Genomic DNA, 22479 nt, shown 5'->3' with positions numbered 1-22479 from the left:
AATGCACCCTTTATCCGGCTGAAAACAGAGGGAAACTTACACCCAAAGCCCAGGCAAGCGCCAGCCCCAGCCCAACGCCCGGCCCGATGGCGCCAAAGCGGCGCGCCGCCACACGTCCGATCCAGCCGAAACTGAGGAAGAACAGCACGATCACCGGCGCGATCAGAAGCAGAAAGAAAAGCCCCTCGAAATCCATCGCCACCGCAATGGCCAGCGAGACAAGAAACCCGATTCGGGCCACCACGCGGCGGGCGGGTCCCGCACCGTGCACCGACCACGCGTCGGCCAGCATGAACGGCACCGCGCCAAGGGCCAGCGCGGCGATGATCCCCCACCGCTCCGGCACGGGCCAGAAATTGGCCCCGTACCGATCCAGCGCGAACCCGAAAAGGCCCACGGTCCATATCAGCACGAGGACCCCTCCCGTGACACTGAACGCGCCGGGTCGCGCGCTCGTGACCCACAGAACGGCTAGCTGGATCACGCCATAGATCAACAGGTGCAGCGCCAGGTAATCCGCCACCAGAACGGGCAAAACCTGCGTTTCCACCGGCGCCGCCACCACCGGGGTGACAAGCATCGGCGCACAGACCACGCCGGCGAACCGCCGCCATGACAGGGCGCGCATCGGCACGTCTCGTGCCGGAAACAGCTGCGCCACGGGCGCGAACAGCATCGTGATTGCCGCCAGCATTCCGATCAGCGCCCAGCCTGTCTGCGGCACGGGCACCTCGGCGTGCCGCCCGTAATATGTGTTCAGCCAGTCGAGCGTTGCTTTTCGCCCCGCACGCGAGTGCAGGATCGCCACGTGCTCCACCGCCGGGGCAATCATGGCCTCGCGTCGCACGCCCGCCTCGGCCTCCGCCACCGCATCAGCCGCGAACCCCTGCAAGCGCGGCTCCCACGCGCCGGTGATCATCAGCACGTCATCGGGCGCCTCGGCCGTAATCGCGCCGGAAAAGGTGGCCAGCAACACCAGCGGCCCGATACCCTCGACCTCGCGCGCCGCCCGCACCAGCACATCCGTGGCCATGGAATGCCCGACCAGCGCGATGTCGCCGTCGTTCGCGCGCGCGGCGTCGATCACTTCCAGTGTCTGGTTCACCAACAGCCGCGTGGTGCCGTCCACCGCCGTCACATCCCCCGACATCGGCTGCGGATGCCGCCCGTGGCCCAGGAAATCGAAGGCATAGACCCGGTACCCGGCCTGCGCCAGCACCAGGCCATAGCCCTGCATCATCTGCCGCGATCCGGCAAAGCCGTGGGCCATGACGACCGCCGGACCGGTATTCTCCGCGCCCCAGATCGTCACCGGGGTCGGCCCCACCCGCATCTCGTCGATTTCGACCCCGCCCCGCGCGGCCTCCAGCGTCCACAACGCCCACGCCCCCAAGAGCAGAGCGGCAAGCGTGCGCCAACGCAACCACCGCACCGTCACTGCAGGCTGGCGCCAATCCCGCCGGTCGCCTGGTTCAGGGTAAATCGCAATGTCCGGTCCTCAGGGCCAATGGCGCCCATGATCTCGACCGCAATCTCGAAGATCAGTCCGACGGCAGGATCGTATGTCGGGTCCAGCGTCCAAAAATCCGCGTTCGAAAACCCGCTCGTGGCGTGGTGGCTTAGAACCCGGCATTGCCGCGCGCCCAGTTCGTCGTATGGCGGCGACAGGATCAGGATGTGCACCGCCGACGCCGCCGGCTCCAGTGTATCCATCAGCGCGATGCGCACCTTGCCGTCCGAAAAGGTCCGGCTGTACTCCTCCCACGGCTCGACAATCGATGCGGCACTGCTGCGCCAGTCACATGAGGCGACCTCCTGCGCCAATGCCATGGCGGGTAATAAGGCCGTCGCCAAGGCCACCGCCGCACATACTTGCCTCATTGCTCCGCTTTCCAAACCAACAGCCGCGCTCCGGCCAAGCCGAAGAACCCGGCGAAAAAAGCGTCGAGACCGCGCCGAAACCTCCGGTAGGCCGCCCGGACCGCCGCGCGGGAAAAAATCGTGGCGTAGAACAGGTAGAGCGCCAGGCCCACAGCGGCGCAGACCGCGATCGTCACCGGCCCCGCGCTTCCCAACGCAAGTGCTGCAACCCAAGCCAGCACTGCCTTGGGGTTCAAAAGGTTCAGCAACAGCCCACGACGGAACATGCCCGCACCTGCCCTCGCCGAAGCCTGTCCGCCCGCATCCAGTTCCGCGACCGGCTGCATCGCCGAGCGCGCGGACATCGCCGCGAGGTAGAAAAGATACGCCGCGCCGGCAAGTTTCAGCAACAGCAGCGCCGGCGCGAAATGCGCGATTAGCAATCCCAGGCCCAGCCCGGCCAGCACGCCCCATACTGTCAGCCCGAGCGCGAGCCCAAGCGCCATCGCAACACCGGCCTGGCGCCCCTTTGCCATCGCCGTTCCTGCGACCGCCAGCGTCGCGGGTCCTGGTGATCCGGCGGCAAAGGCGAAGCTCGCCACCGAGGTCCATAGTGCCACATCGCCACCGCCGGTCATTTCAAACCCCGTTCCTCACGGGCCTTGTCGCGGCTCATCGTGTTTCCCGCGCCGATGCCGAAGAAAAAGCGGTTGGCCAGCAGGTAACCGCCCGCATACATCAACAGCAGCGTCACGAATTGCTGCGAGCCCGGCACGGCGATGGCCAGTTTGGTGAACTCGGGCGCGAGGCCGGGTCCCGCATAGGCCAGCGCCACGTTCAGAGACGTGGCGACGAGCGTTCCGATGAAGGCAAAGCTCCAGGCCCGGCGCACGCCGGGCAAAGCCCCGTGCCGGCGCACATATTGCTGCCCTTCGATCAGCGCGGCGATCATCGCCGGCACGATGATCTGCGCCGCCGAGCCCAGCATCTCGTCCTTGGTGATCCCCAACAAGCGCACCGCCTGGGACACGCCGATAGCCACGGCCAGAAAGACGGCGCTGTAACGCAGCCAGATCATCCGGCGATGCGCTGCGGATCTGCCCGCGCCTCGTCCATCAGGCGCCGCATTTCCCCGATCGTCGGCTCCAGCCCGCGAAAGATCGACTCGCCAATCAGGAAATGCCCGATATTGAGTTCCATGACCTCCGGAAACGCCGCCACCGGCTGCACCGTCTCATAGGTCAGCCCGTGACCCGCGTGCACTTCCAGCCCCAGCGAATCGGCAAAGGCCGACATGTCCCTCAGGGCGGCCAGTTCCCTGTCCCGCGCCTGAAAATTTCCCTCGGCATGGGCATCGCAATAGGCCCCGGTATGCAGCTCGATCACCTCGGCCCCGATCCGGTGCGCCGCCTCGATCTGGCGGCGGTCCGCGGCGATGAAGATCGACACGCGGCACCCCGCCTCGCGCAGCGGCGCGATGAAATGCGCCAGCCGGTTTTCCTCGCGCGCCACCTCCAGCCCGCCCTCGGTCGTACGCTCCTCGCGTTTTTCGGGCACCAGGCAAACCGCGTGCGGCTTGTGGCGCAGGGCGATTTTCTGCATTTCCTCGGTCGCGGCCATCTCGAAGTTCAAGGGCCCCTTCAGCGCCGCCATCAGCCCGTCGATATCCGCGTCCGAAATATGCCTGCGGTCCTCGCGCAGGTGTGCGGTGATCCCGTCCGCCCCGGCCTCCTCGGCCAGTTTGGCGGCGCGTACCGGGTCGGGGGTGGCGCCGCCGCGGGCATTTCTCACCGTCGCCACATGGTCGATATTCACGCCAAGGCGCAGTTTTCCGGCATCGCTCATGACATCCTCCAGAGCAAGGGTAACGACTCGTCCCTGACCCTAGTGCTTCTCGGGCTCCGCGTCAGCCTTGTCATTGGCGCCATCCCTGGCCTTCTTTGCCGCAGCCTTCTCGGCCGCCTTCTCCGCCGCCTTTTCGCGGATCGCGGCCAGCTTGGCCTTGAGCATTCCCTTGCGCCGGTTCTGATAGGCCTGGATCAACGGCAGGCTGACATAATAGCAGGTCAGGCCGGCGATGGTTCCGGGGATCAATCCGCCGACCATGTAGGGAAAGAACACCTCGTCGTAAAAGACGGTCAGCCGGCTCCAGTCGGCGCTTTGCTCGTTGAAGATCGCCCAAAGGTTGTCTTTCAGGTCCCGCCCCGCATCGACGAACTTGCTGCCGAGCGTGCCATGCGCCTCCAGGTCGGGATTGTTGCGCAGCCCGAGCATGAAATATCCGGTCTGCAGCGAAGACGCGCCGATGAAGACAAAGGTCAGCGGGTTGCCGAAGAAGGTCGACAGGAGCGCAGCCACGATGTTGCCGCGCAAGATCGACGCCACCACGGCGGCCAGCAGAAAGTGCAGCCCGAAGAACGGCGAAAAGCTGACGAAGACCCCGGCGAAAACCCCCCGGGCGATTCGGTGCGGCGGGTCGGGCAGACGCCTGACGCGGTGCCGCACGTAATGGAACGCCCGCGTCCAGCCGGATCTCGGCCAGAGAAACCGTAACGTGGCCTTCCACCAAGGCAGTCTGTCACGGCGTTTGAAAACCACGGGGCGCGGCTCCTCTGGGTCAGCTCTGTTCCGTTCCGCCACTGGCCGCCAGCCGGCCGGGGTCGCGGAACCGTTCCACCGTGGCTACATCGCTTTCCGCATCCAGCACCGAGATGACGCCATGCAGATGTTCCGCGTCGCGCAGCTCGACATCTATCAGCAGCCGGTAAAAGTCCGGTTTGCGATCCACGAATGTCAGGTCCGAGATATTGGCCTTCTGCTCTCCGATCAACGTGCAAATACGTCCCAGTACCCCCGCATCGTTGCCGATCGTCACATTCAGCGTCGCCTCGTAGACGGCAGCATGCGTGCCGCCGTGCCATTGCAGGTCCATCCAGCGCTCAGGCTGTTCCTCGTAGCGCTGCAGATTCTCGCAGTCGATCGAATGGACCACCACGCCCTTGCCGCGATAGGTGATCCCCACGATCCGCTCCCCCGGCAGCGGCTGGCAACAGGGGGCACGGTCAAACCGCTGGTCCGGCTCAAGCCCGACAACGGCACGGTCCAGCCCCACTTCGTTGCCGGTGTCCGGCGCAAGGTCCGGGTAGACCGCGTTCAGAACGCGGCTGGTGGTCAACTCGGCACTTCCCAGCCGGGCCAGAACCTCGTCACGCCCCTTCAGGCGCAGGGTCTTGGCGGCACGTTCCAGCGCCTTGTCGGTGGGCTTCTTGCCCACATGCTCGAACGCCGCGCGCGCCAGTTCGCGGCCCAACCGGATGTAACGGTCCCGGTCGACCTCGCGCAGGGCACGGCGAATGGCGGCGCGCGCCTTGCCCGTCGTGGCGATATCCAGCCACGTCGCCTGCGGTGTCTGCCCGTCGGCGGTGATCACCTCCACGGACTGGCCGTTCTTGATCCGGGTCCACAGCGGCACGCGCATCCCGTCGACCTTGGCGCCGACACAGCCATTGCCGATTCGCGTGTGGATGGCATATGCGAAATCGATCGGCGTCGCCCCCCGTGGCAGCTTCACCACGTCCCCCTTCGGCGTGAAGCAGAACACTTGGTCGGCGTACATTTCCAGCTTCACCGCCTCGAGGAACTCGTCGTGGTCCTCCTCGCTGTCGAACTGCTCGGTAAGGCTGGAAATCCACTTGGCCGGGTCGACGGCAAACGGGTTCTCCGCCGGCACGCCGTCGCGGTAGGACCAGTGCGCCGCCACGCCCGTCTCGGCCACCTCGTGCATCTGGCGGGTGCGCAACTGCACCTCGACCAGCTTGCCGTCGCGGCCCGACACAGTGGTGTGAATCGAGCGATAGCCGTTCGACTTGGGCTGGCTGATATAATCCTTGAACCGCCCCGGGACCGCCCGCCACCGCCGGTGGATCACCCCCAACGTGCGGTAACAGTCATCCTCGGACGCGGTGATGATGCGGAACCCGTAAATGTCGCTCAGCCGGGAAAAGCCCATCTCCTTTTCCTGCATCTTGCGCCAGATCGAATAGGGTTTCTTGGCGCGGCCAAGGATCTCGGCCTTGATCCCGGCCTCCTGCAATTCCAGCCGCATGTCGCCGGTGATCCGCTCGATCACGTCGCCCGCCTCGCGCTGCAAGGTGATGAAGCGCCGCATGATCGACGCGCGTGCCTCGGGGTTGATCACGCGGAACGCCAAGTCCTCCAGCTCTTCGCGCATCCACTGCATCCCCATCCGGCCGGCCAGGGGCGCGAAGATATCCATCGTCTCGCGCGCTTTCTTCAGCTGCTTTTCGGGCCGCATCGCGCGGATCGTGCGCATGTTGTGCAGCCGGTCGGCCAGCTTCACCAGGATCACGCGCATGTCCTTCGACATCGCCATGAACAGCTTGCGGAAGTTCTCGGCCTGCTGGGTCTCGGTGCTGGAAAGCTGCAGGTTGGTCAGCTTGGTCACGCCGTCCACGAGGTCGGCGATCTCTCCGCCGAACCGCTCGGCCACGGCGTTGTAGGACGCGCGCGTATCCTCGATCGTGTCGTGAAGCAGGGCCGTGATGATGGTCGCATCATCCAGCCGCTGTTCCGTCAGAATGGCGGCGACCGCCACCGGATGACTGAAATAGGGCTCCCCGGAGTGCCGCGTCTGGCCCTCGTGCATCTCCATTCCGAACGCATAGGCGTCACGGATCAGATCGCTATGGCTTTTCGGATTATAGGCGCGGACAAGATCGACAAGCGTATCAGCACCAATCATCTGGTCCGCTTTCCATCACCCGTCCGCGCGCAGGGGTTCAGCCCTGGCCCTGCGCCTCCATCAGCGCACGCAGCAGTTTTTCTTCCGACATGTCGTCGTCGGCCGGCTTCTCGGCTTCCTCGCCCATCAGCAGCGCCATGGAATCGTCTTCCGGCTCGTCCACCTCGATCTGGCTCTGGTTCGATTCGATCAGCCGTTCGCGCAGGTCGTCGGCACCTTGCGTTTCCTCGGCGATCTCGCGCAGCGCCACGACCGGGTTCTTGTCGTTGTCGCGGTCCACGGTGATCGGCGACCCCGACGAGATCTCGCGCGCGCGGTGTGCCGCCAGCATCACCAGGTCGAAGCGGTTCGGAACTTTATCAACGCAGTCTTCTGTGGTTACGCGCGCCATGGGGCCTCCGGATAGGGCAAAGTCTCAAGAAGCCCTTCATTTAAAGCCTCGGGCAGGTGTTTACAAGCACAGAATCAGTCCAGCGCCCGCACCTCTGCCCGGGCGTCAGCGGGCAGGTCCGCCAGCATCGCCGCCACGCTGCGTTCCAGCACCGGATGAACCCAATCGGACGCGACGTCATTCAGCGGCACCAGGACGAAAGCCCGCTCATGCATCCGCGGATGCGGCAGGATCAGGTTGTCGGGGGTCCGCCGCATCTGCTGCTCCAGCGGCAGCGCGCGCCAGGCCTCGTACGTGGCCCGGTCCGGCAAGACCTGCGCACCTGCCGCCAGCAGGTCCAGGTCCAGCGTGCGCTGGCCCCAGCGCTGCTGCCGGGCCCGTCCGAACGCGGATTCGATTTCGTGTAAAAGTTGCAACATTTCCGCAGGATCGCCGTCGAAGGCCAGAACGGCGGCGGCGTTCACGTAATCCGGCCCCGCCCCCGCGGGAAAACAGGGCGTTTCATACAGGCGACTGACTGCCACAACGCGCGCGCCCGCCCTCGGCAACTGGGCCAGCGCCGCGCGCAGGGTCGTCTCCGGCGCCCCCGTATCGGACGGCAAATTCCCGCCCAATGCTATCAGGAATAGTTGCTCAGGCATGTGACCGACTTATCCTCTATACAATCTAAACGCTTGCGTAGCGCAAACTAAACTCCTAGGTACACCGACTAGTCCTGTCCGGTTTCAAATCCACTCCATTAGTACACCGTTGCGGCAGGGCAAACACACTCGGAAGGACATTTTATGTTTTACAAGGACGAGCGGCTCGCGCTGTTCATCGACGGTTCGAACTTGTACGCTGCGGCCAAGGCGCTCGGGTTCGATATCGACTACAAGCTGCTGCGAACGGAATTCATGCGTCGTGGCAAGCTCTTGCGAGCCTTCTACTACACGGCGCTGCTGGAAAACGACGACTACTCTCCGATCCGCCCGCTTGTCGACTGGCTCAACTACAACGGTTTCACCATGGTCACCAAGCCGGCCAAGGAATACACCGACAGCCAGGGCCGCCGTAAGGTGAAGGGCAACATGGACATCGAATTGACGGTGGACGCCATGGAGCTTGCCCCGCGGATCGACCACATCGTTCTGTTCTCCGGCGACGGCGATTTCCGCCCGCTGGTCGAAAGCCTTCAACGCCAGGGCGTTCGCGTATCCGTGGTCTCCACCATCCGCAGCCAACCGCCGATGATCTCCGACGACCTGCGCCGCCAGGCCGACAACTTCATCGAACTCGAAGACCTCAAGGAGGTCATCGGACGCCCGCCGCGCGAAGATTCGCAAGAGCGTCAGCAAGCCTCGGCCTGAACGAGCCGCCGGGAAACGGGGCCGGGGGCAGCCGAAAGCGGCCGCACCTCGCGCCCCGATTTGCCACCCCCCACTGGACGCCGCACGCCGCAACCCTTACGTCTTGAGGGAACAGGAGTGTCCATGACCAAACCGCCCCTCACCCTCTATCTCGCAGCCCCGCGCGGCTTTTGCGCCGGGGTCGACCGCGCCATCAAGATCGTCGAGATGGCACTCGGGAAATGGGGCGCGCCGGTCTATGTTCGGCACGAGATCGTGCATAACAAGTACGTGGTGGACGACCTGCGCGCCAAGGGTGCGGTCTTCGTCGAAGAGCTCGACGAATGCCCCGACAACCGCCCGGTGATCTTTTCGGCGCATGGCGTGCCAAAGGCGGTCCCGGCCGAGGCCGCGTCGCGCGAAATGGTCTATGTCGATGCGACCTGCCCGCTTGTCTCCAAGGTCCATATCGAGGCCGAGCGCCATGCCGCGAACGGGCTGCAGATCATCATGATCGGCCATGCCGGCCACCCCGAGACCATCGGCACGATGGGCCAGCTGCCCACCGGCGACGTGTTGCTCGTCGAAACGCCCGAAGACGTGGCCCGGGTCGAGGTGCGCGATCCCGCGCGTCTCGCCTTCGTGACGCAGACCACGCTGTCGGTCGACGACACCGCCGATATCGTCCAGGCGCTCCAAGCCCGCTTCCCCGACATCGTCGGCCCTCACAAGGAAGACATCTGCTATGCCACCACCAACCGGCAGGAGGCGGTAAAGGCGATGGCCGAAAAGGCCGAGGCGATGCTGGTCGTGGGCGCGCCCAACTCCTCCAACTCCAAACGCCTGGTCGAGGTCGGCGCCCGCGCGGGCTGTTCCTACGCGCAGCTGGTGCAGCGCGCCGCGGATATCGACTGGCGCGCGCTGGACGGCATCACCACCATGGGCATCACGGCAGGCGCTTCGGCACCCGAAGTGCTGATCAACGAGGTCATCGCCGCCTTTCGCGACCGTTTCGACGTGACCATCGAACAGGTCGAAACCGCGCAGGAAAACGTCGAGTTCAAGGTCCCACGGGTCCTGCGCGAACCCGCCTGAAGGCCTTGCCCGCTTCGGCATTCTGTCGGCGGAACCCGCTGGTCCCCCAGCCTTCCGCCCGCGCCACACCGCCGGGCAATGGCACGACGCGGCAACCCGCGCAGCCCGTCCCGGGCCTGACCCGGGACCTCTTCGCCGGGGTCAGGATTTCCTGTCTTCCCAATTCACCCTGTAACTGTAGGCTGCCCCGAAAGACGGGACCCATCACGTGACACGCAGCTTCCTTGCCTGGTTGACCGGCAGCGCCATCACCACCTTCGCGCGGCTTATCACGGCCGTTCGCGCCGTATGGGACGGCTCCGAGCCCGAACCCGTCCAGCGGGTCTATTTCGCGAACCACACATCCAACGGCGATTTCATACTGATCTGGACGGTCCTGCCCCCGAACCTGCGCCGCGGGACACGCCCTGTTGCCGGCGCGGATTACTGGCTCAAATCCCCGCTCAAGACCTTCATCGGCCGCGATGTCTTCAACGCGGTCCTGATCGACCGCAACAACGAGACCCGGAACGAGGACCCGATGAAGCTCATCCTCGAAGGGCTCGACACCGGCGCCTCGCTCATCATCTTCCCCGAGGGCACGCGCAACACCACCGACAAACCCCTCCTGCCGTTCAAGAGCGGGCTCTACAACATCTCCGACGCCCGCCCAGAGGTGGACCTGGTCCCGGTCTGGATCGACAACCTCAACGACGTCATGCCCAAGGGCAAGCTGGTGCCGATCCCGCTTCTGTGCACCGTCACCTTCGGTGCGCCAATCCGCGTCGCGCCAGGCGAGGAGCGCAAGGATTTCCTCAAGCGGGCCGAAACCGCCCTTTTGGCGCTCGCCCCGGCCGATGACGCACAGGCAGACGAGGCCCGGGCATGAACGAAACGCACGCGGATTTCCTGACCCTGCTGGCGGGCATCATCGGCATCCTCATCGTCGCCAGCGGGATCGGCTACGTGCTCAAGCAGCGCATCGCGCCGGATGGCTCCAACGCCACCATCGAGAACCTCAACGCCCGCATCCTCGCCTGGTGGGGCATGACGGCGTTCCTCGCCGTGGCCTTCCTCGCCGGGCGCGGCGGCGTGATCGCGCTTTTCGCCTTCACCTCCTTCGCCGCCCTGCGCGAATTCGTGACGCTGACCACCCGCCGCGCGTCCGACCACTGGGCCATCGCCTGCGCCTTCTTCGTGATCCTGCCGGCGCAATACTGGCTCATCTGGGACGAATGGTACGGCATGTGGTCGCTCTTGATCCCGGTCTACGCCTTCCTCATCCTGCCCATCATCGCAGTGCTGCAAGGCGACAGCCGCAATTTCCTGGTCCGCATCAGCCAGATGCAATGGGCCCTGATGATCTGCGTTTTCTGCGCCAGCCACGTGCCCGCGCTACTCTTCCTCGACATCCCCGGTTTCGAGGCGCGCAACGTCCTGCTGATCGCTTTCCTGATCGTCGTGGTCCAACTGTCGGACGTCCTGCAATACACCTGGGGCAAGCTCTTCGGCCGCCATCCCGTCGCGCCCTCGCTTTCGCCCTCCAAGACCTGGGAAGGGCTCATCGGCGGCGTCGTCTCGGCCACGCTGATCGGCACCGCGCTTTTCTGGATCACGCCGTTCACACCCTTGCAGGCGGCGGGCATGTCGCTCGTCATCACGCTCGCCGGGTTCTTCGGCGGGCTGGTCATGTCGGCCATCAAGCGGGATCGCGGCGTCAAGGACTGGGGCCACATGATCGCCGGTCACGGCGGCTTCATCGACCGGCTCGATTCCGTCGTCTTCTCGGCCCCGCTCTTCTTTCACCTGACCCGGTACTATTGGTCGCTGACATGAGCCTGCTGCGCTCGAACCTGGCTCACATGGCGGGCGGCTTCGTTCTGATGGGCGGCTGGGCGGTCTTTGCCAACGCGGCGCATCCGATGCCCACGCCCTTGGTCTCCGGCGTCGTGCAGGGCGTTCTCTCGGCCACGATCACGCTTGCCCTGAAAGCGGTGATCGAACACCTGCTGCCGCGCATCTCGGGCCTGCCCGGCCTGATCTTGCCGCCGCTTGCCTGCGCGACCATATCGGTCACGCTGCTGTCGCTCGTGCACCGCGCCGTCGGCACGCCGGAAGTCGCGGCGACGCTCGCCCTGCCCGTGACCGTCGCCACAAGCTACGCCGCGCTTTACAACCACCGCCTGAGGCACGCTCCATGACCGACACCCGCCGCCCCCTGAACAGCCGCGACACCGGCTGGGCGCGCCGCACCGCCCGCTGGCTCAGCCGCACGTCGCTGACCCCCAACCGCATCAGCCAGGGCTCGATCCTCTTCGCGGCGCTGGCCTGCCTCGCCTTCTGGGCCTCCGCCCACACGGGTACGACCGCCGCCATCGTCCTGCTGCTTCTCGCCGCGCTCGGCTGTCAGTTGCGCTTGCTCTGCAATCTTTTCGACGGAATGGTCGCCGTCGAAGGCGGCAAGTCCGAACCCGACGGCCCCTTCTGGAACGAGGCCCCGGACCGCGCCGCCGACCTGCTGATCCTGACCGGCGCGGGGCTGGCCACCGGGCAACTCGCGCTCGGCCTGCTGGGCGGCGCGTTGGCCATCGCCACCGCCTATATCCGCGAACTCGGCCGGGCCGAGGGGCTGGGCTCGGATTTCTCGGGCCCCTTCGCCAAGCCGCAGCGCATGGCCGCGATCACCGCCGGTGCGGTCCTGTCGGCCATCGAACTGGGACTTTTTGAGACGCGCCACGCCCTGCTTGTCGCGCTGATCGTGACCGCGCTTGGCACCGGATTCACGGCTCTCGCCCGCTCCGCCCGTCTGATCCGCGCGCTGAAACACCGGGCGCGCGACATGTCTGACACTTGATCCCGCCGGGGCGGCCTTCTAAACCAACTCCGACGCTTGCAGCCAAGGACCGCCCCGCCCCGTGAACGAGATCCCCCGCACTCCGCTGATCCTGGCATTGGCCGGCCTCCTGCCGTTCCTGTGGAGCGCGCTGACCGTGCTCTGGCCCGATCTGGCGATCTGGACCCAGCGCGTGGTCGGTCCCCGCTTCGTCGGTCCTTACGTGGGGCTGTTCTACGGAGCGGTGATCCTCAGCTTCATGTCCGGGGTGCTCTGGGGGTTTGCCACGCGCATGACCGGCCCCTCGGCCACCACCGGCTATGTGCTTTCGGTCATTCCCGCGCTCTGGGTGTTCTTCACCCAAGGCGGCGGCGCGTACCAGGCCGGGATCATGCTGATCCTCGGCTTCGCCGGCATCCTCGCGCTGGACTGGCTTTTCTGGCGCGACGGGGTGGCGCCGAACTGGTGGATGCGCCTGCGCCTGGTCATCACCGCCGTGGTCGTGCTCTGCCTCGTGATCGGCCTCACGCAATGAGCCACGACGACCAGACCATCCGGGTCTACGGGTCCGAGGCCGCGCGTTATGCCGACGTGACGAAGGACGCGGGCAAGGACCCGGTGCTGCGCCTCTTTCTCGACCACCTCGCCCCCGGCAGCAGCATCCTCGACCTCGGCTGCGGCCCCGGCATCGCCTCGGGCATCATGGCCGCCGAGGGTCACGCGGTCACGGCCACCGACGCCACGCCGGAAATGGTCGCCCTTGCAGAGGCGCAACCGGGCGTGACCGCCCGTCTCGCGAAATTCGACGATATTGACGAAGTCGCGGCCTATGACGCGATCTGGGCGAATTTCTCGCTCCTGCACGCGCCCCGCGCCGACCTGCCCCGCCATCTGGCCGCCCTCGTGACCGCGCTGAGACCCGGCGGACTTTTTCACATCGGCATGAAAACCGGCACCGGCGAACACCGCGACACGCTCGGGCGGCTCTATACCTATGTCACCGAAACCGAGCTTGCCGGCCTTCTGCGCGCGGCGGGCCTGCACCCGGTCGAGACGCGCACCGGCGCCGATACCGGCCTTGACGGGTCGGTGGCGGAATGGGTCACGATCCTTGCAAGAAAGCGCGCTGATGACTGAGCTCTTCGCCTATACCGACGGCGCCTGCTCCGGCAATCCCGGCCCCGGTGGCTGGGGTGCGCTGCTGCAAGCCAAGGACGGCGAGACCGTCGTTAAGGAACGTGAACTTTCGGGCGGCGAGGCGGAGACCACCAACAACCGCATGGAACTGCTCGCCGCGATCACCGCGCTCGAGACGTTGTCAAAACCCACGCAGATCACCATCGTCACCGACAGTGCCTATGTGAAGAACGGCGTCACCGGCTGGATCCATGGCTGGAAGCGTAATGGCTGGAAGACGTCGAACAAGAAGCCGGTCAAGAATGTCGATCTCTGGCAACGCCTCGATGACGCGGCCCAGCGCCACGACGTCACGTGGGAATGGGTCAAGGGCCATGCCGGCCACCCGGAAAACGAACGCGCCGACGAGCTGGCGCGCGCGGGCATGGCCCCCTTCAAGCCCGGCAAGTCCCGCGAATGACGGCGCTTTTCCTGCTCGATCACGCCTCGGTGCTGATCTTCGCGCTGACCGGCGCTCTGGTGGCCTCGCGCGCGCAGCTCGACGTGGTGGGCTTCGCCTTCATCGCCTGCCTCACGGCGGTGGGCGGCGGCACGGTGCGCGACGTGCTTCTTGACCGCAACCCGGTCTTCTGGATCGCCAATCCCAGCTTCATCGCCACCGCCTGCGCCGCCGCGATCCTGATCTTTTTCACCGCGCATCTGTTCGAGAGCCGGTACCGCCTCCTGCTCTGGCTCGACAGTCTTGCGCTGGCCGTGGCCGTGCCCGCGGGCGTCGCCACGGCGCTGGCGATGGTGCAACCCTTGCCGATCGTGGTGATCATGGGGATGGTCACAGGCTGCCTGGGCGGGCTGATGCGCGACGTGGTCTGCAACGAACTGCCTCTGGTGTTGAAACAGGGCGAGCTTTACGTCACCGCCGCCTTCGCCGGATCGCTGGCTGCCGTGGCGGTATCGCTGGTCACGCGGCAGGAGCTTTTCATCCTGATCGCTTGCGCAGGGGTGACGTGGGCCTTGCGCGCGGGCTCACTGGCCTTCGGCTGGCGCCTGCCGGTCTACCGCTCTCGCCCACCGCGGGCCTGAGCTATTTCCGCGCCTTGTAGGCCTGGTAGCCCCAGATCAGCACCAGCGCCCCCAGCACCGCGCCAATGATGCCGCCCAGCAGGCCCAGAAACGCCAGGATGCCTTGCAGGATCAACCCGCCCAGCAAGGCGCCCGCCACGCCGATCCCGATGGTCATCAGCGGATCGGCGTGGATCCGCATGATGCGCGTGGCAAGATACCCGGCCACGGCTCCGATGATGACGAGATAGATCAGTCCCATGCCACGCTCCCCTGTCAGCGGCTCCGTGTCAACGCTTCCGGCGCCAATGAGTCGGAATGATGATCAGCGCCCCGATGGACGAAAGGATCGCGTCCACCCCGGGTGCGCCAAAGCGAAAGCCGAACATGATTCGGATGAAATAGAACAGGAAGGCCCCGCCGACGCAGATGATTATGGACTGCAGGATGCCGTTGCGGGTAAAGCCGGATTTCTCGCTGATATAGCCGACGATCCCGGCGATCACCACCGTGCCGAACAGTTGCAGGAACATGAGACCTCGTTGCTCTGGTTGGTGCGATGCTGGCCTGTTTGGGACCCGGACGCAAGCGCAGGTCACCGGCTTTCGGACTGCGCAAGCGCAGTCCGACCGGGCGAGGGGCCAGCCCCTCGCGCTCCCCGAAGCGTTTTTCGAAAGACTAAGCGTTTCGCGATAAACCTGAGTCACAGCTTATCGCGAAACGCAGCGCAACAGCCAATCGTTACACGCGTTTCGCCTATCGCTGATGGCTCAGTTAAAAGGCGAAACGCTTTGGCGAAGCGGCTTTCGGAAAATCGCGATACGAAATTCGGACGTTGCGGGCGTTCTGCCCCCATCCCGGAACACGTGATCGGGGCAGAACGCTTTGGGATATTTTGGGCCAGAGGAAGAGGCGGGTCAGAGGCGGGTGCCCTCGGGTAGCGCCATGCCGCGCAGGAACTCCGCCGTCCCCTGGGGGCCACGTCCGGCCTTCTGCAGGCGCAGGACCTGGACCGCACCGCTGCCGCAGGCAATTGTCAGCGCGTCGTCGAGCACCTCGCCGGGCGCACCGCTGCCCGCGCCGATCCGCGAGGCGAGAAACTTGATGCGCGTGCCGTCGTGATCGGTCCATGCGCCGGGGAAAGGGGAGAGACCACGGATTTGCCGGTCGACCTCCTCTGCGGGGCGCGTCCAGTCGATCCGCGCCTCGGCCTTGTCGATCTTGTCAGCATAGGTGACGCCGATCTCCGGCTGCGGCTCGGGCGTCAGATCCTCCAGTCGCCCGAGCGCCGTCGTGATGGCCTCGGCCCCCATGCGGGACAAACGGTCATGCAGCGCGCCCGTGGTTTCCTCCGCGCCGATCAGCGTTTCCTGGCGCAGCAGCACCGGGCCGGTATCCAGCCCCGCCTCCATCTGCATGATGCAGACCCCGGTCTTGTCATCCCCCGCCATGATCGCGCGGTGGATCGGCGCCGCCCCGCGCCAGCGCGGCAGCAGGCTGGCGTGGATATTGAGGCAGCTTCGCTTCGGCGCATCCAGAATGGCTTGTGGCAGGATCAGACCATAGGCCACAACCACCGCCGCATCGGCATCAAGCGCGGCAAAGGCCGCCTGTTCCGCCTCGCCTTTCAGGCTGACCGGGTGGCGCACCGTCAGCCCCAGCGCCTCGGCCCGTGCCTGCACCGGGCTGGGGCGATCTTTCTTGCCGCGCCCCGCGGGTCGCGGCGGCTGGCAGTAAACCGCGGCAATCTCGTGTCCCGCCTCGACCAGCGCCTCGAGCACCGGCACCGAGAAGTCGGGCGTTCCCATGAAAACGAGGCGCATGGTTGTCTCCTGACCTGTCAGCGTTGCTTGGCCGCGCGGCGCAACAGCATGTCGCGCTTCACCTTGCTCAACCGATGAAAATACATGCTCCCGTTCAGATGATCGACCTGGTGCTGCACGCTGGTGGCCCAAAGCCCGACGAAATCCCGCTCCTCGACCTCGCCTTCGGCGTTCAGGAACCGGACGGTCACGGCGCGGGGGCGGCTGATCCTCGCGTGCACGCCGGGCAGGTTGGGGCTGGCCTCGTCATGGTCGCGCATCTGCGCGCTGGCATGCAGGATCTCGGGGTTCGCCATGCGCACCGCCTGTCCGCGCGCATCGCTGGCATCGACCACGGCCAACCGGCGCATCACGCCGATCTGCACGGCGGCAAGGCCGACGCCCGGCATCGCGTCCATGGTGTCGATCATGTCGTCCAAGATCGCGCGCTCGGCATCCGTGACCGCCTCGACAGGGTCGGCGACCGTGCGCAACCGCTTGTCCGGCCAGGGCACGAAAGGGCGTACGGCCACCGGCCTAGCCCCGCGCCATTTCACGCTTCAGCTTCTGCATCTTGCGCGTGATCAACTGCCGTTTCATGGGGCCGAGGTAATCTATGAAAAGCTTGCCGTTCAGGTGGTCGATCTCGTGCTGCACGCAGGTCGCCCAAAGCCCGTCGAACGTCTCGGACCGTTCGTTCCCGTCACGGTCGATCCACCTGACATCCACGACCTTGGGGCGCGTCACCTCGGCGAACTGGTCGGGGATCGACAGGCAGCCTTCCTCGTAGACGTTCTTTTCGTCCGAACCGGCCACCACCTCGGGATTGAACATCACCAGCGGGCGCGGCGGCTCGCCGGTCTCGTCGTCCTTCGAGCAATCCAGAACGATCAGCCGGTCCATGACGCCCACCTGCGGCGCGGCGAGGCCGATGCCCGGCGCGTCATACATCGTCTCCAGCATGTCGTCGGCCAGAGCGCGCAAATCGTCGCTCAGGTCCGGAACGGGCGCGCACACCTTTTTCAGGCGCGGGTCGGGATGGATCAGGATCGGTCGCAGCATGGGCGTTATGTAACCGCTCGTCGTCAGGTTTTGAAGCCGGGCGCCCGGCCATCGCGCGAAATGCTTTAGGCGATTGCGCCCGGCCCTGCAACGCCATAGCGTGCGCCCGACACGACCAATACCAACACCGGAGACCACCTTGACTTTCGACGACCCGATCGAGCGACGCGGCACAAATTGCAGCAAATGGGACAAGATGGAACAGATCTATGGCGTCCCCGCCGAGGAGGGGCTGGCCATGTGGGTCGCCGACATGGATTTCCGCCCGCCACAGGCGGTCAGCGACGCGCTGCGCGGGATGCTCGATCCCGGCATTTTCGGCTATTACGGCGATGACAGCGGCTATCGCCGGGCGATCTGCTGGTGGATGGAAACCCGCCACGGCTGGCAGGTGGACCCGTCCTGGATCTTCACCACCCACGGGCTCGTGAATGGCACCGGCATGTGCGTCGACGCCTTCACCGATCCCGGCGACGGGGTGGTGCTGTTCACGCCCGTCTACCATGCCTTCGCGCGGGTCATCACCTCGGCAGGGCGCCGGGTGGTGGAATGCCCGTTGGTCGATGAGGACGGCCGCTACCGAATGGATTTCGCCGCCTACGACGAGATCCTCGACGGGTCGGAAAAACTGCTGGTGCTCTGCTCGCCGCACAATCCCGGCGGCCGCGTCTGGACCAGGGAAGAACTGGAGGGCGTCGCCGCGTTCGCCAAGCGTCACGACCTCGTGCTGGTGTCCGACGAAATCCACCACGATCTTGTCTACCCGGGGCACACGCATACCGTCATGGCCCATATCGACGGTATCGCCGACCGCTTGGTGATGATGACGGCAACCACCAAGACCTTCAACATCGCCGGTTCGCATTCCGGCAATGTCATCATCGCGGACGAGAGCCTGCGCGCGAGATTCGCCGCGCGCATGGCCGGGCTCGGCCTGTCGCCCAATTCCTTCGGCCTCGTCATGGCCGAGGCCGCCTATTCACCCGAAGGGGCGGCCTGGGTCGATGACCTGATGCTCTATCTCGATGGCAACCGGAAACTGTTCGACGCGGGGATCAACGCCATCCCCGGCCTGCGGTCCATGCCGCTCGAGGCGACGTACCTGTCCTGGGTCGACTTCTCCGGCACCGGCATGGGCCGAGAGGAATTCACCGCGCGGGTCGAAAAGGCGGCAAAGATCGCCGCCAATCACGGACCCACCTTCGGGACCGGCGGCGAAAGCTTCCTGCGGTTCAACATCGCCACGCAGCGCGCGCGCGTACAGGAGGCCGTCGCGCGGCTACAGGACGCGTTCTCGGACCTTCAATAGCGTCCGGGGGCGTGGGTTCGGAGTGCGCAGGCGCACTCCGACCGGGGCGAGGGGCCAGCCCCTCGCGCTCCCCGGCCTACTGTCGGAACAGTGAAACTGCGCGTCAGGCGTCGCCGATCAGTGCAACGGGCGCATCATCGGGGCGGGCGAAATCCAGAGGCTGCTCCCCCGACGCCTCGTTGACCACTTTCAACTCGAAACGGATCTCCTGCCCGTCATCCTCGGACGCCACGATCAGGCAGCGCTTGAGATGGCGGGACCCGTCATAAAGGTCGACGAGACCGCGAAGATGCGGCGCGGAACCGGCGCGCAGGGCGAACCCGTTTTCCCAGGCCCGCACCACGTTATGGGACTGCGGCCCGGCCTCGACCCTCAGTCGATTGCTTTTCTGCCAGCCACGTGTCCGCGCCTCTTCGAGGCCCGCAAGGATTTCGGGAGAAAGAAAAGTGGTCATGGCAGTCGCCTTCGAACAGAATCGCTAGGCGAGAATGTAGGGCTAAACCATGACAGTCACGTAAATTTTTCGCCGCATTGCCGCAATGCACTTGCGACGCGTCACCCGCCCAGAAGCCCCTCGAGCTGATTGCCGAGGTAATAGCAGACCGCCACCTGCCCCCCGGCGCCGTGCGGGCCCATGAACACGCCATCGGCATCCGAAATATAGGCACAGATCGCCTGGAATTCCGCCAGCCGCGCGGCATCTATGGCACCCCCACGGCTCAGCAGTTCCTCGATCTCCTGGCGCTCTCCGAATTGCTGTACGGCCCAGGCGGCCTGCTGCATCTCTACCGGCACGTCGGGATGCCCCCAGGCCCACATCCAGCTGCCATCGTCGGAATAGGTGCCGATGACCTGCGCCTCGGCCGCGATCTCGGGCCCCTCGGGGGGCACGAATACGATCCGGCCCTTCTTCAGGTTCAGCCGGAACTCCGAAACCTCCTGCACCTGCGATGAAACCGCGCTGCCGGCGGTCCGGGTCTTCAGGTGGAACGCCGCGTTGACCGCAAGCTGCCGGTACGTCTCGGGCAATTGGGTCGCCCCGGAATCGGCCTGCCGTCCGGCAAACTCCAGCAGGATCTCGTTCATTTCTCGCTCCTTTTCGGTATGCCGGGTCACGCCTTTGTGCGCCATGGCATGAATGGCGGCACCCGTCACCGTTCACATGTCCGGCACCACGTTCCACGACAAACTCGGCTTCGGCAACCGGCATTCGACCGACGGGCGGGCCGGAGGCCGCGAACTCCAGGCTCCGGGCGCAACTCCCTGTGTGCCGCTGCACAGTCTCTGCGCGGGGATCTGCCCTGCCCGAAACCATTGGCGCGGTTAAGTGTTGGGGGACAGGAAAAGGAGGCTCCGATGGGCGAGTTGATCGACGGCACATGGCATACCGGCTGGTACGACACGAAAAAGCATGGCGGCAAATTCAAGCGGGAGACCTCGAAATTCCGCAACTGGATCACCGCCGACGGCAGTGCCGGGCCAAGTGGCGAGGGCGGCTTCAAGACCGAAGCGGGGCGCTACCACCTCTATGTCTCGCTTGCCTGTCCCTGGGCGCACCGCGCGCTTGTCTTTCGTCGTCTGAAGGGTCTCACCAACCTGATCGACGTGTCGGTCGTGCATCCCGACATGCTCTCCGACGGCTGGACGTTCGACACCGATTTCCCGGGCGCCACGGGCGACAAGCTCTTCGGCCTGCCATTCGCGCGCGATCTCTACATTCGCGCCAATCCCGACACGACCGGCCACGTGACCGTGCCGATCCTGTGGGACATGCAGCGCGACACCATCGTGTCCAATGAAAGCGCCGAGATCATCCGCATGTTCAATTCCGCCTTCAACGACATCACCGGCAACGACGACGACTACTACCCCAAGGAATTGCGGGACGAGATCGAGGACATCAACGAGCGCGTCTATCACACCGTGAACAACGGCGTCTACAAGGCGGGCTTCGCGACGACCCAAGACGCCTACGAGGACGCAGTCATTCCCCTGTTCGAGACGCTGGACTGGCTGGAGGGCATCCTGTCAGAGCGCAGGTACCTGGCCGGTGCGCAGCTGACCGAAGCCGACTGGCGTCTGTTCACCACGCTGATCCGCTTCGACAAGGTCTATCACGGGCATTTCAAGTGCAACCGCGCCCGGATCGTCGATTATCCCAACCTGTGGGGCTACCTGCGGGAGCTCTATCAATGGCCCGAGGTTGCGCAGACCGTGAACTTCGATCACATCTCGCGCCACTACCATTACAGCCACGATATGATCAACCCGCACCGCATCATCCCCATCGGTCCCGACCTTGACCTCACGGCACCGCACGGGCGCGACAAGGGCTGACGCCGAACTGTCAAAAACCCGGCCCGAATCCCTTGACGGGCGATGGCTTTGGCCGTAAAGACGCGCAACGGAATTCAGGGCGCTGCCTATGGCGGTGCCCGTTTGTATTGAGAGGGACCGCCCAAGCGGCCCGACAAAAACGAGGATGAACCCATGTCGCGCCGCTGCGAACTGACCGGAAAAGGCCCGATGGTTGGCAACAACTCCAGCCACGCCAACAACAAGACCAAGCGTCGCTACCTGCCCAACCTGAACGACGTGACCCTGCAATCCGAAACGCTGGGTCGCGGCATCAAGCTGCGCATCACCGCCGCTGCCCTGCGCAGCGTCGACCACCGCGGCGGGCTGGATCGTTTCTTGGCCAAAGCAAAGGACACCGAGCTTTCGGACCGTGTGCTGAAGGTCAAGAAAGAGATCGCCAAGGCTCAGGCCGCAAACGCCTGATAGCGCCTGCGCATCGCACAAGACGAAGGCCCTGCCGTTTGGCGGGGCTTTTTGTTTGCGGCCGTTTCTCCGCTTTGTGGAGCGAAGGTCAGCTTCGAGCCCTTGCAAAACATCGGGGTGCGACCCCAGCCGGTTAACAGCCGCAAAGCGGCCCGGCCGTCGTCAGCCCCTCCCGTGGGCTGGCGATTTGGCTGCTGCTGGGTGCTGCAATCATTCCGAGGATGTATTTTGCAGGCATAAAACGCTTCAGAATTGCCCTCGGATCGCCATCCCAGGGGCTGACGCTGGCCTCCGTCGTAGATGGCAGAAAAGTCGGCAAAAAAGACATCGGCCGAAGTTGCGCTCCACAGGGTCCAACCGTATCGGCTGACCGCTGCTGCTCACTCCGCCACCGCATCCCGAATGGCTTGCATGTTCTGACCGTAAACCTCCGGCGTCTCCACCGATCCACCCTTGAAAACCGCCGACCCGGCCACCAGCACATCCGCCCCCGCCTCCACGACCAGCGGCGCGGTTTCCGGCGTCACGCCGCCGTCGATCTGGATATGCACCTCGCGGTCCCCGATCATCTGGCGCAGCCGCCGCGTCTTCTCGACGCCCGACGTGATGAACTTCTGCCCGCCAAAGCCGGGGTTAACCGTCATCAGCACCACCATGTCCACCATGTCCAGAACGTATTCGATACTCTCCAGCGGCGTTCCGGGGTTGACGCAGACCCCGGCCTTGCACCCCGCCCCGCGAATGGCCTGCAAGGTGCGGTGGATATGCGGGCCGGCCTCGACATGGGCGCTGATCATGTCCGCGCCCGCCTCGGCATAGGCCTCGATATACACATCCACCGGCGCGATCATCAGGTGCACGTCCATGAAGGTTGTCACATGCGGACGAAATGCCTTCACTGCCGGGGGTCCGAAGGTCAGGTTCGGCACGAAATGCCCGTCCATCACGTCCACATGCACCCAATCCGCGCCCTGATCCTCGATGGCCCGAATCTCGGCCCCGAAATTGGCGAAATCGGCAGACAGGATGGATGGCGCGATCTTGACGGAACGGTCGAACGGCATGGCAGGCTCTCCTTGGG

At 65.2% G+C, this 22479-nt stretch carries 30 protein-coding genes; 13 read left to right on the top strand and 17 right to left on the bottom strand.

Going from position 1 to position 22479, the window contains the following annotated elements; all coding sequences use genetic code 11:
* Nucleotides 1-10: 10 nt before the first annotated feature.
* The 9 genes from FIU85_RS14285 to folK form a co-directional block, all read right to left on the bottom strand.
* A complete protein-coding gene (locus tag FIU85_RS14285) occupies nucleotides 11-1423 on the bottom strand; it encodes an alpha/beta hydrolase (protein WP_254702908.1) in 1413 nt (470 codons plus the stop codon).
* 11 nt (nucleotides 1424-1434) lie between these two features.
* The gene (locus FIU85_RS14280; protein WP_152497376.1) at nucleotides 1435-1830 is read right to left on the bottom strand and encodes a hypothetical protein; all 396 of its coding nucleotides are present in this window, start codon (nucleotides 1828-1830) and stop codon (nucleotides 1435-1437) included.
* Between the two features lie 47 nt (nucleotides 1831-1877).
* The gene (locus tag FIU85_RS14275) at nucleotides 1878-2498 is read right to left on the bottom strand and encodes a LysE family transporter (protein ID WP_152497375.1); all 621 of its coding nucleotides are present in this window, start codon (nucleotides 2496-2498) and stop codon (nucleotides 1878-1880) included.
* A complete protein-coding gene (locus FIU85_RS14270; RefSeq protein ID WP_152497374.1) occupies nucleotides 2495-2938 on the bottom strand; it encodes an ABZJ_00895 family protein in 444 nt (147 codons plus the stop codon). The genes FIU85_RS14275 and FIU85_RS14270 overlap by 4 nt, the downstream gene beginning before the upstream one ends.
* Entirely contained in the window at nucleotides 2935-3705 is a 771-nt protein-coding gene (locus FIU85_RS14265; protein WP_152497373.1) for a pyridoxine 5'-phosphate synthase, read from the bottom strand. Before FIU85_RS14265 ends, FIU85_RS14270 begins: the two co-directional genes overlap by 4 nt.
* A 39-nt stretch (nucleotides 3706-3744) precedes the next feature.
* Nucleotides 3745-4458, bottom strand: a complete 714-nt coding sequence (locus FIU85_RS14260) for a DUF2062 domain-containing protein (protein WP_152493784.1) — start codon at nucleotides 4456-4458, stop codon at nucleotides 3745-3747.
* Nucleotides 4459-4477: 19 nt separating this feature from the next.
* The gene (locus tag FIU85_RS14255) at nucleotides 4478-6622 is read right to left on the bottom strand and encodes a bifunctional (p)ppGpp synthetase/guanosine-3',5'-bis(diphosphate) 3'-pyrophosphohydrolase (RefSeq protein ID WP_152493785.1); all 2145 of its coding nucleotides are present in this window, start codon (nucleotides 6620-6622) and stop codon (nucleotides 4478-4480) included.
* A gap of 37 nt (nucleotides 6623-6659) precedes the next feature.
* Entirely contained in the window at nucleotides 6660-7013 is a 354-nt protein-coding gene (gene rpoZ, locus FIU85_RS14250; protein ID WP_057791126.1) for a DNA-directed RNA polymerase subunit omega, read from the bottom strand.
* 74 nt (nucleotides 7014-7087) lie between these two features.
* Nucleotides 7088-7654 (bottom strand): 2-amino-4-hydroxy-6-hydroxymethyldihydropteridine diphosphokinase, encoded by a 567-nt coding sequence (gene folK, locus FIU85_RS14245; RefSeq protein WP_152493786.1) that lies wholly within the window; start codon nucleotides 7652-7654, stop codon nucleotides 7088-7090.
* A gap of 144 nt (nucleotides 7655-7798) precedes the next feature.
* On the opposite strand from folK, the gene FIU85_RS14240 reads away from it, so the two are divergent.
* The 10 genes from FIU85_RS14240 to FIU85_RS14195 all read left to right on the top strand — a co-directional run bounded on the left by FIU85_RS14240 (nucleotide 7799) and on the right by FIU85_RS14195 (nucleotide 14465).
* Nucleotides 7799-8362: an NYN domain-containing protein gene (locus tag FIU85_RS14240; protein WP_152493787.1), complete on the top strand. Its 564-nt coding sequence runs from the start codon at nucleotides 7799-7801 to the stop codon at nucleotides 8360-8362.
* 123 nt (nucleotides 8363-8485) lie between these two features.
* Nucleotides 8486-9436: a 4-hydroxy-3-methylbut-2-enyl diphosphate reductase gene (gene ispH, locus FIU85_RS14235; protein WP_152497372.1), complete on the top strand. Its 951-nt coding sequence runs from the start codon at nucleotides 8486-8488 to the stop codon at nucleotides 9434-9436.
* A 208-nt stretch (nucleotides 9437-9644) separates the two neighbouring features.
* Complete coding sequence (locus tag FIU85_RS14230) at nucleotides 9645-10304, top strand: 1-acyl-sn-glycerol-3-phosphate acyltransferase (protein WP_152497371.1); 660 nt, start codon at nucleotides 9645-9647, stop codon at nucleotides 10302-10304.
* Entirely contained in the window at nucleotides 10301-11251 is a 951-nt protein-coding gene (locus FIU85_RS14225) for a phosphatidate cytidylyltransferase (RefSeq protein WP_152497370.1), read from the top strand. The genes FIU85_RS14230 and FIU85_RS14225 overlap by 4 nt, the downstream gene beginning before the upstream one ends.
* Nucleotides 11248-11616 (top strand): hypothetical protein, encoded by a 369-nt coding sequence (locus tag FIU85_RS14220; RefSeq protein ID WP_152497369.1) that lies wholly within the window; start codon nucleotides 11248-11250, stop codon nucleotides 11614-11616. Before FIU85_RS14225 ends, FIU85_RS14220 begins: the two co-directional genes overlap by 4 nt.
* Complete coding sequence (locus FIU85_RS14215) at nucleotides 11613-12269, top strand: CDP-alcohol phosphatidyltransferase family protein (protein ID WP_152497368.1); 657 nt, start codon at nucleotides 11613-11615, stop codon at nucleotides 12267-12269. Before FIU85_RS14220 ends, FIU85_RS14215 begins: the two co-directional genes overlap by 4 nt.
* Before the next feature lie 61 nt (nucleotides 12270-12330).
* Nucleotides 12331-12783: a DUF3429 domain-containing protein gene (locus tag FIU85_RS14210; protein ID WP_152497367.1), complete on the top strand. Its 453-nt coding sequence runs from the start codon at nucleotides 12331-12333 to the stop codon at nucleotides 12781-12783.
* Complete coding sequence (locus tag FIU85_RS14205) at nucleotides 12780-13385, top strand: class I SAM-dependent methyltransferase (protein ID WP_152497366.1); 606 nt, start codon at nucleotides 12780-12782, stop codon at nucleotides 13383-13385. The genes FIU85_RS14210 and FIU85_RS14205 overlap by 4 nt, the downstream gene beginning before the upstream one ends.
* The gene (rnhA, locus tag FIU85_RS14200; RefSeq protein ID WP_152497365.1) at nucleotides 13378-13845 is read left to right on the top strand and encodes a ribonuclease HI; all 468 of its coding nucleotides are present in this window, start codon (nucleotides 13378-13380) and stop codon (nucleotides 13843-13845) included. Before FIU85_RS14205 ends, rnhA begins: the two co-directional genes overlap by 8 nt.
* On the top strand, nucleotides 13842-14465 hold the full coding sequence (locus FIU85_RS14195; RefSeq protein WP_152497364.1) for a trimeric intracellular cation channel family protein: 624 nt from the start codon (nucleotides 13842-13844) through the stop codon (nucleotides 14463-14465). Before rnhA ends, FIU85_RS14195 begins: the two co-directional genes overlap by 4 nt.
* 1 nt (nucleotide 14466) lies before the next feature.
* Here the strand turns inward: FIU85_RS14195 and FIU85_RS14190 are convergent, their stop codons facing one another.
* The 5 genes from FIU85_RS14190 to def (FIU85_RS14170) form a co-directional block, all read right to left on the bottom strand.
* Nucleotides 14467-14706 (bottom strand): GlsB/YeaQ/YmgE family stress response membrane protein, encoded by a 240-nt coding sequence (locus FIU85_RS14190; protein WP_152497363.1) that lies wholly within the window; start codon nucleotides 14704-14706, stop codon nucleotides 14467-14469.
* Nucleotides 14707-14734: 28 nt separating this feature from the next.
* The gene (locus FIU85_RS14185; protein ID WP_152493797.1) at nucleotides 14735-14977 is read right to left on the bottom strand and encodes a hypothetical protein; all 243 of its coding nucleotides are present in this window, start codon (nucleotides 14975-14977) and stop codon (nucleotides 14735-14737) included.
* Nucleotides 14978-15361: 384 nt separating this feature from the next.
* Nucleotides 15362-16267, bottom strand: a complete 906-nt coding sequence (gene fmt, locus FIU85_RS14180; protein ID WP_152497362.1) for a methionyl-tRNA formyltransferase — start codon at nucleotides 16265-16267, stop codon at nucleotides 15362-15364.
* A 17-nt stretch (nucleotides 16268-16284) separates the two neighbouring features.
* Entirely contained in the window at nucleotides 16285-16779 is a 495-nt protein-coding gene (gene def / locus FIU85_RS14175) for a peptide deformylase (protein ID WP_152497361.1), read from the bottom strand.
* 4 nt (nucleotides 16780-16783) lie between these two features.
* Nucleotides 16784-17308 (bottom strand): peptide deformylase, encoded by a 525-nt coding sequence (gene def, locus FIU85_RS14170; protein WP_152497360.1) that lies wholly within the window; start codon nucleotides 17306-17308, stop codon nucleotides 16784-16786.
* Nucleotides 17309-17447: 139 nt separating this feature from the next.
* On the opposite strand from def (FIU85_RS14170), the gene FIU85_RS14165 reads away from it, so the two are divergent.
* Nucleotides 17448-18617 (top strand): MalY/PatB family protein, encoded by a 1170-nt coding sequence (locus FIU85_RS14165; protein WP_152497359.1) that lies wholly within the window; start codon nucleotides 17448-17450, stop codon nucleotides 18615-18617.
* A gap of 103 nt (nucleotides 18618-18720) precedes the next feature.
* Here the strand turns inward: FIU85_RS14165 and FIU85_RS14160 are convergent, their stop codons facing one another.
* Nucleotides 18721-19071 (bottom strand): hypothetical protein, encoded by a 351-nt coding sequence (locus tag FIU85_RS14160; RefSeq protein ID WP_152493802.1) that lies wholly within the window; start codon nucleotides 19069-19071, stop codon nucleotides 18721-18723.
* Nucleotides 19072-19172: 101 nt separating this feature from the next.
* Nucleotides 19173-19703: a DUF6882 domain-containing protein gene (locus tag FIU85_RS14155; protein WP_152497358.1), complete on the bottom strand. Its 531-nt coding sequence runs from the start codon at nucleotides 19701-19703 to the stop codon at nucleotides 19173-19175.
* Between the two features lie 270 nt (nucleotides 19704-19973).
* Here FIU85_RS14155 and FIU85_RS14150 point away from each other — a divergent pair, with 270 nt between their 5' ends.
* Both FIU85_RS14150 and rpmB read left to right on the top strand, forming a co-directional pair.
* Complete coding sequence (locus FIU85_RS14150) at nucleotides 19974-20954, top strand: glutathione S-transferase family protein (RefSeq protein ID WP_152497357.1); 981 nt, start codon at nucleotides 19974-19976, stop codon at nucleotides 20952-20954.
* Between the two features lie 153 nt (nucleotides 20955-21107).
* A complete protein-coding gene (gene rpmB / locus FIU85_RS14145; protein WP_057791083.1) occupies nucleotides 21108-21398 on the top strand; it encodes a 50S ribosomal protein L28 in 291 nt (96 codons plus the stop codon).
* Nucleotides 21399-21778: 380 nt separating this feature from the next.
* Here the strand turns inward: rpmB and rpe are convergent, their stop codons facing one another.
* Entirely contained in the window at nucleotides 21779-22462 is a 684-nt protein-coding gene (rpe, locus tag FIU85_RS14140) for a ribulose-phosphate 3-epimerase (protein WP_152497356.1), read from the bottom strand.
* Nucleotides 22463-22479 lie beyond the last annotated feature (17 nt).

The organism is Roseovarius sp. THAF8 (assembly GCF_009363735.1).
Taxonomy (GTDB): Bacteria; Pseudomonadota; Alphaproteobacteria; order Rhodobacterales; family Rhodobacteraceae; genus Roseovarius.
The sequence above is the reverse complement of the archived record's forward strand: the minus strand, read 5'-3'. Positions and strand labels throughout refer to the sequence as shown.

What these genes read in the sequence shown, in the direction of transcription:
- FIU85_RS14280 (WP_152497376.1), bottom strand. Translation starts at nt 1,830, where the DNA reads ATGGCATTGGCGCAGGAGGTCGCCTCATGTGACTGGCGCAGCAGTGCC.
- FIU85_RS14275 (WP_152497375.1), bottom strand. Translation starts at nt 2,498, where the DNA reads ATGACCGGCGGTGGCGATGTGGCACTATGGACCTCGGTGGCGAGCTTC.
- FIU85_RS14270 (WP_152497374.1), bottom strand. Translation starts at nt 2,938, where the DNA reads ATGATCTGGCTGCGTTACAGCGCCGTCTTTCTGGCCGTGGCTATCGGC.
- FIU85_RS14265 (WP_152497373.1), bottom strand. Translation starts at nt 3,705, where the DNA reads ATGAGCGATGCCGGAAAACTGCGCCTTGGCGTGAATATCGACCATGTG.
- FIU85_RS14255 (WP_152493785.1), bottom strand. Translation starts at nt 6,622, where the DNA reads ATGATTGGTGCTGATACGCTTGTCGATCTTGTCCGCGCCTATAATCCG.
- rpoZ (WP_057791126.1), bottom strand. Translation starts at nt 7,013, where the DNA reads ATGGCGCGCGTAACCACAGAAGACTGCGTTGATAAAGTTCCGAACCGC.
- folK (WP_152493786.1), bottom strand. Translation starts at nt 7,654, where the DNA reads ATGCCTGAGCAACTATTCCTGATAGCATTGGGCGGGAATTTGCCGTCC.
- FIU85_RS14240 (WP_152493787.1), top strand. Translation starts at nt 7,799, where the DNA reads ATGTTTTACAAGGACGAGCGGCTCGCGCTGTTCATCGACGGTTCGAAC.
- ispH (WP_152497372.1), top strand. Translation starts at nt 8,486, where the DNA reads ATGACCAAACCGCCCCTCACCCTCTATCTCGCAGCCCCGCGCGGCTTT.
- FIU85_RS14225 (WP_152497370.1), top strand. Translation starts at nt 10,301, where the DNA reads ATGAACGAAACGCACGCGGATTTCCTGACCCTGCTGGCGGGCATCATC.
- FIU85_RS14220 (WP_152497369.1), top strand. Translation starts at nt 11,248, where the DNA reads ATGAGCCTGCTGCGCTCGAACCTGGCTCACATGGCGGGCGGCTTCGTT.
- FIU85_RS14215 (WP_152497368.1), top strand. Translation starts at nt 11,613, where the DNA reads ATGACCGACACCCGCCGCCCCCTGAACAGCCGCGACACCGGCTGGGCG.
- FIU85_RS14205 (WP_152497366.1), top strand. Translation starts at nt 12,780, where the DNA reads ATGAGCCACGACGACCAGACCATCCGGGTCTACGGGTCCGAGGCCGCG.
- rnhA (WP_152497365.1), top strand. Translation starts at nt 13,378, where the DNA reads ATGACTGAGCTCTTCGCCTATACCGACGGCGCCTGCTCCGGCAATCCC.
- FIU85_RS14195 (WP_152497364.1), top strand. Translation starts at nt 13,842, where the DNA reads ATGACGGCGCTTTTCCTGCTCGATCACGCCTCGGTGCTGATCTTCGCG.
- FIU85_RS14190 (WP_152497363.1), bottom strand. Translation starts at nt 14,706, where the DNA reads ATGGGACTGATCTATCTCGTCATCATCGGAGCCGTGGCCGGGTATCTT.
- FIU85_RS14185 (WP_152493797.1), bottom strand. Translation starts at nt 14,977, where the DNA reads ATGTTCCTGCAACTGTTCGGCACGGTGGTGATCGCCGGGATCGTCGGC.
- fmt (WP_152497362.1), bottom strand. Translation starts at nt 16,267, where the DNA reads ATGCGCCTCGTTTTCATGGGAACGCCCGACTTCTCGGTGCCGGTGCTC.
- def (WP_152497360.1), bottom strand. Translation starts at nt 17,308, where the DNA reads ATGCTGCGACCGATCCTGATCCATCCCGACCCGCGCCTGAAAAAGGTG.
- FIU85_RS14160 (WP_152493802.1), bottom strand. Translation starts at nt 19,071, where the DNA reads ATGACCACTTTTCTTTCTCCCGAAATCCTTGCGGGCCTCGAAGAGGCG.
- FIU85_RS14155 (WP_152497358.1), bottom strand. Translation starts at nt 19,703, where the DNA reads ATGAACGAGATCCTGCTGGAGTTTGCCGGACGGCAGGCCGATTCCGGG.
- FIU85_RS14150 (WP_152497357.1), top strand. Translation starts at nt 19,974, where the DNA reads ATGGGCGAGTTGATCGACGGCACATGGCATACCGGCTGGTACGACACG.
- rpmB (WP_057791083.1), top strand. Translation starts at nt 21,108, where the DNA reads ATGTCGCGCCGCTGCGAACTGACCGGAAAAGGCCCGATGGTTGGCAAC.
- rpe (WP_152497356.1), bottom strand. Translation starts at nt 22,462, where the DNA reads ATGCCGTTCGACCGTTCCGTCAAGATCGCGCCATCCATCCTGTCTGCC.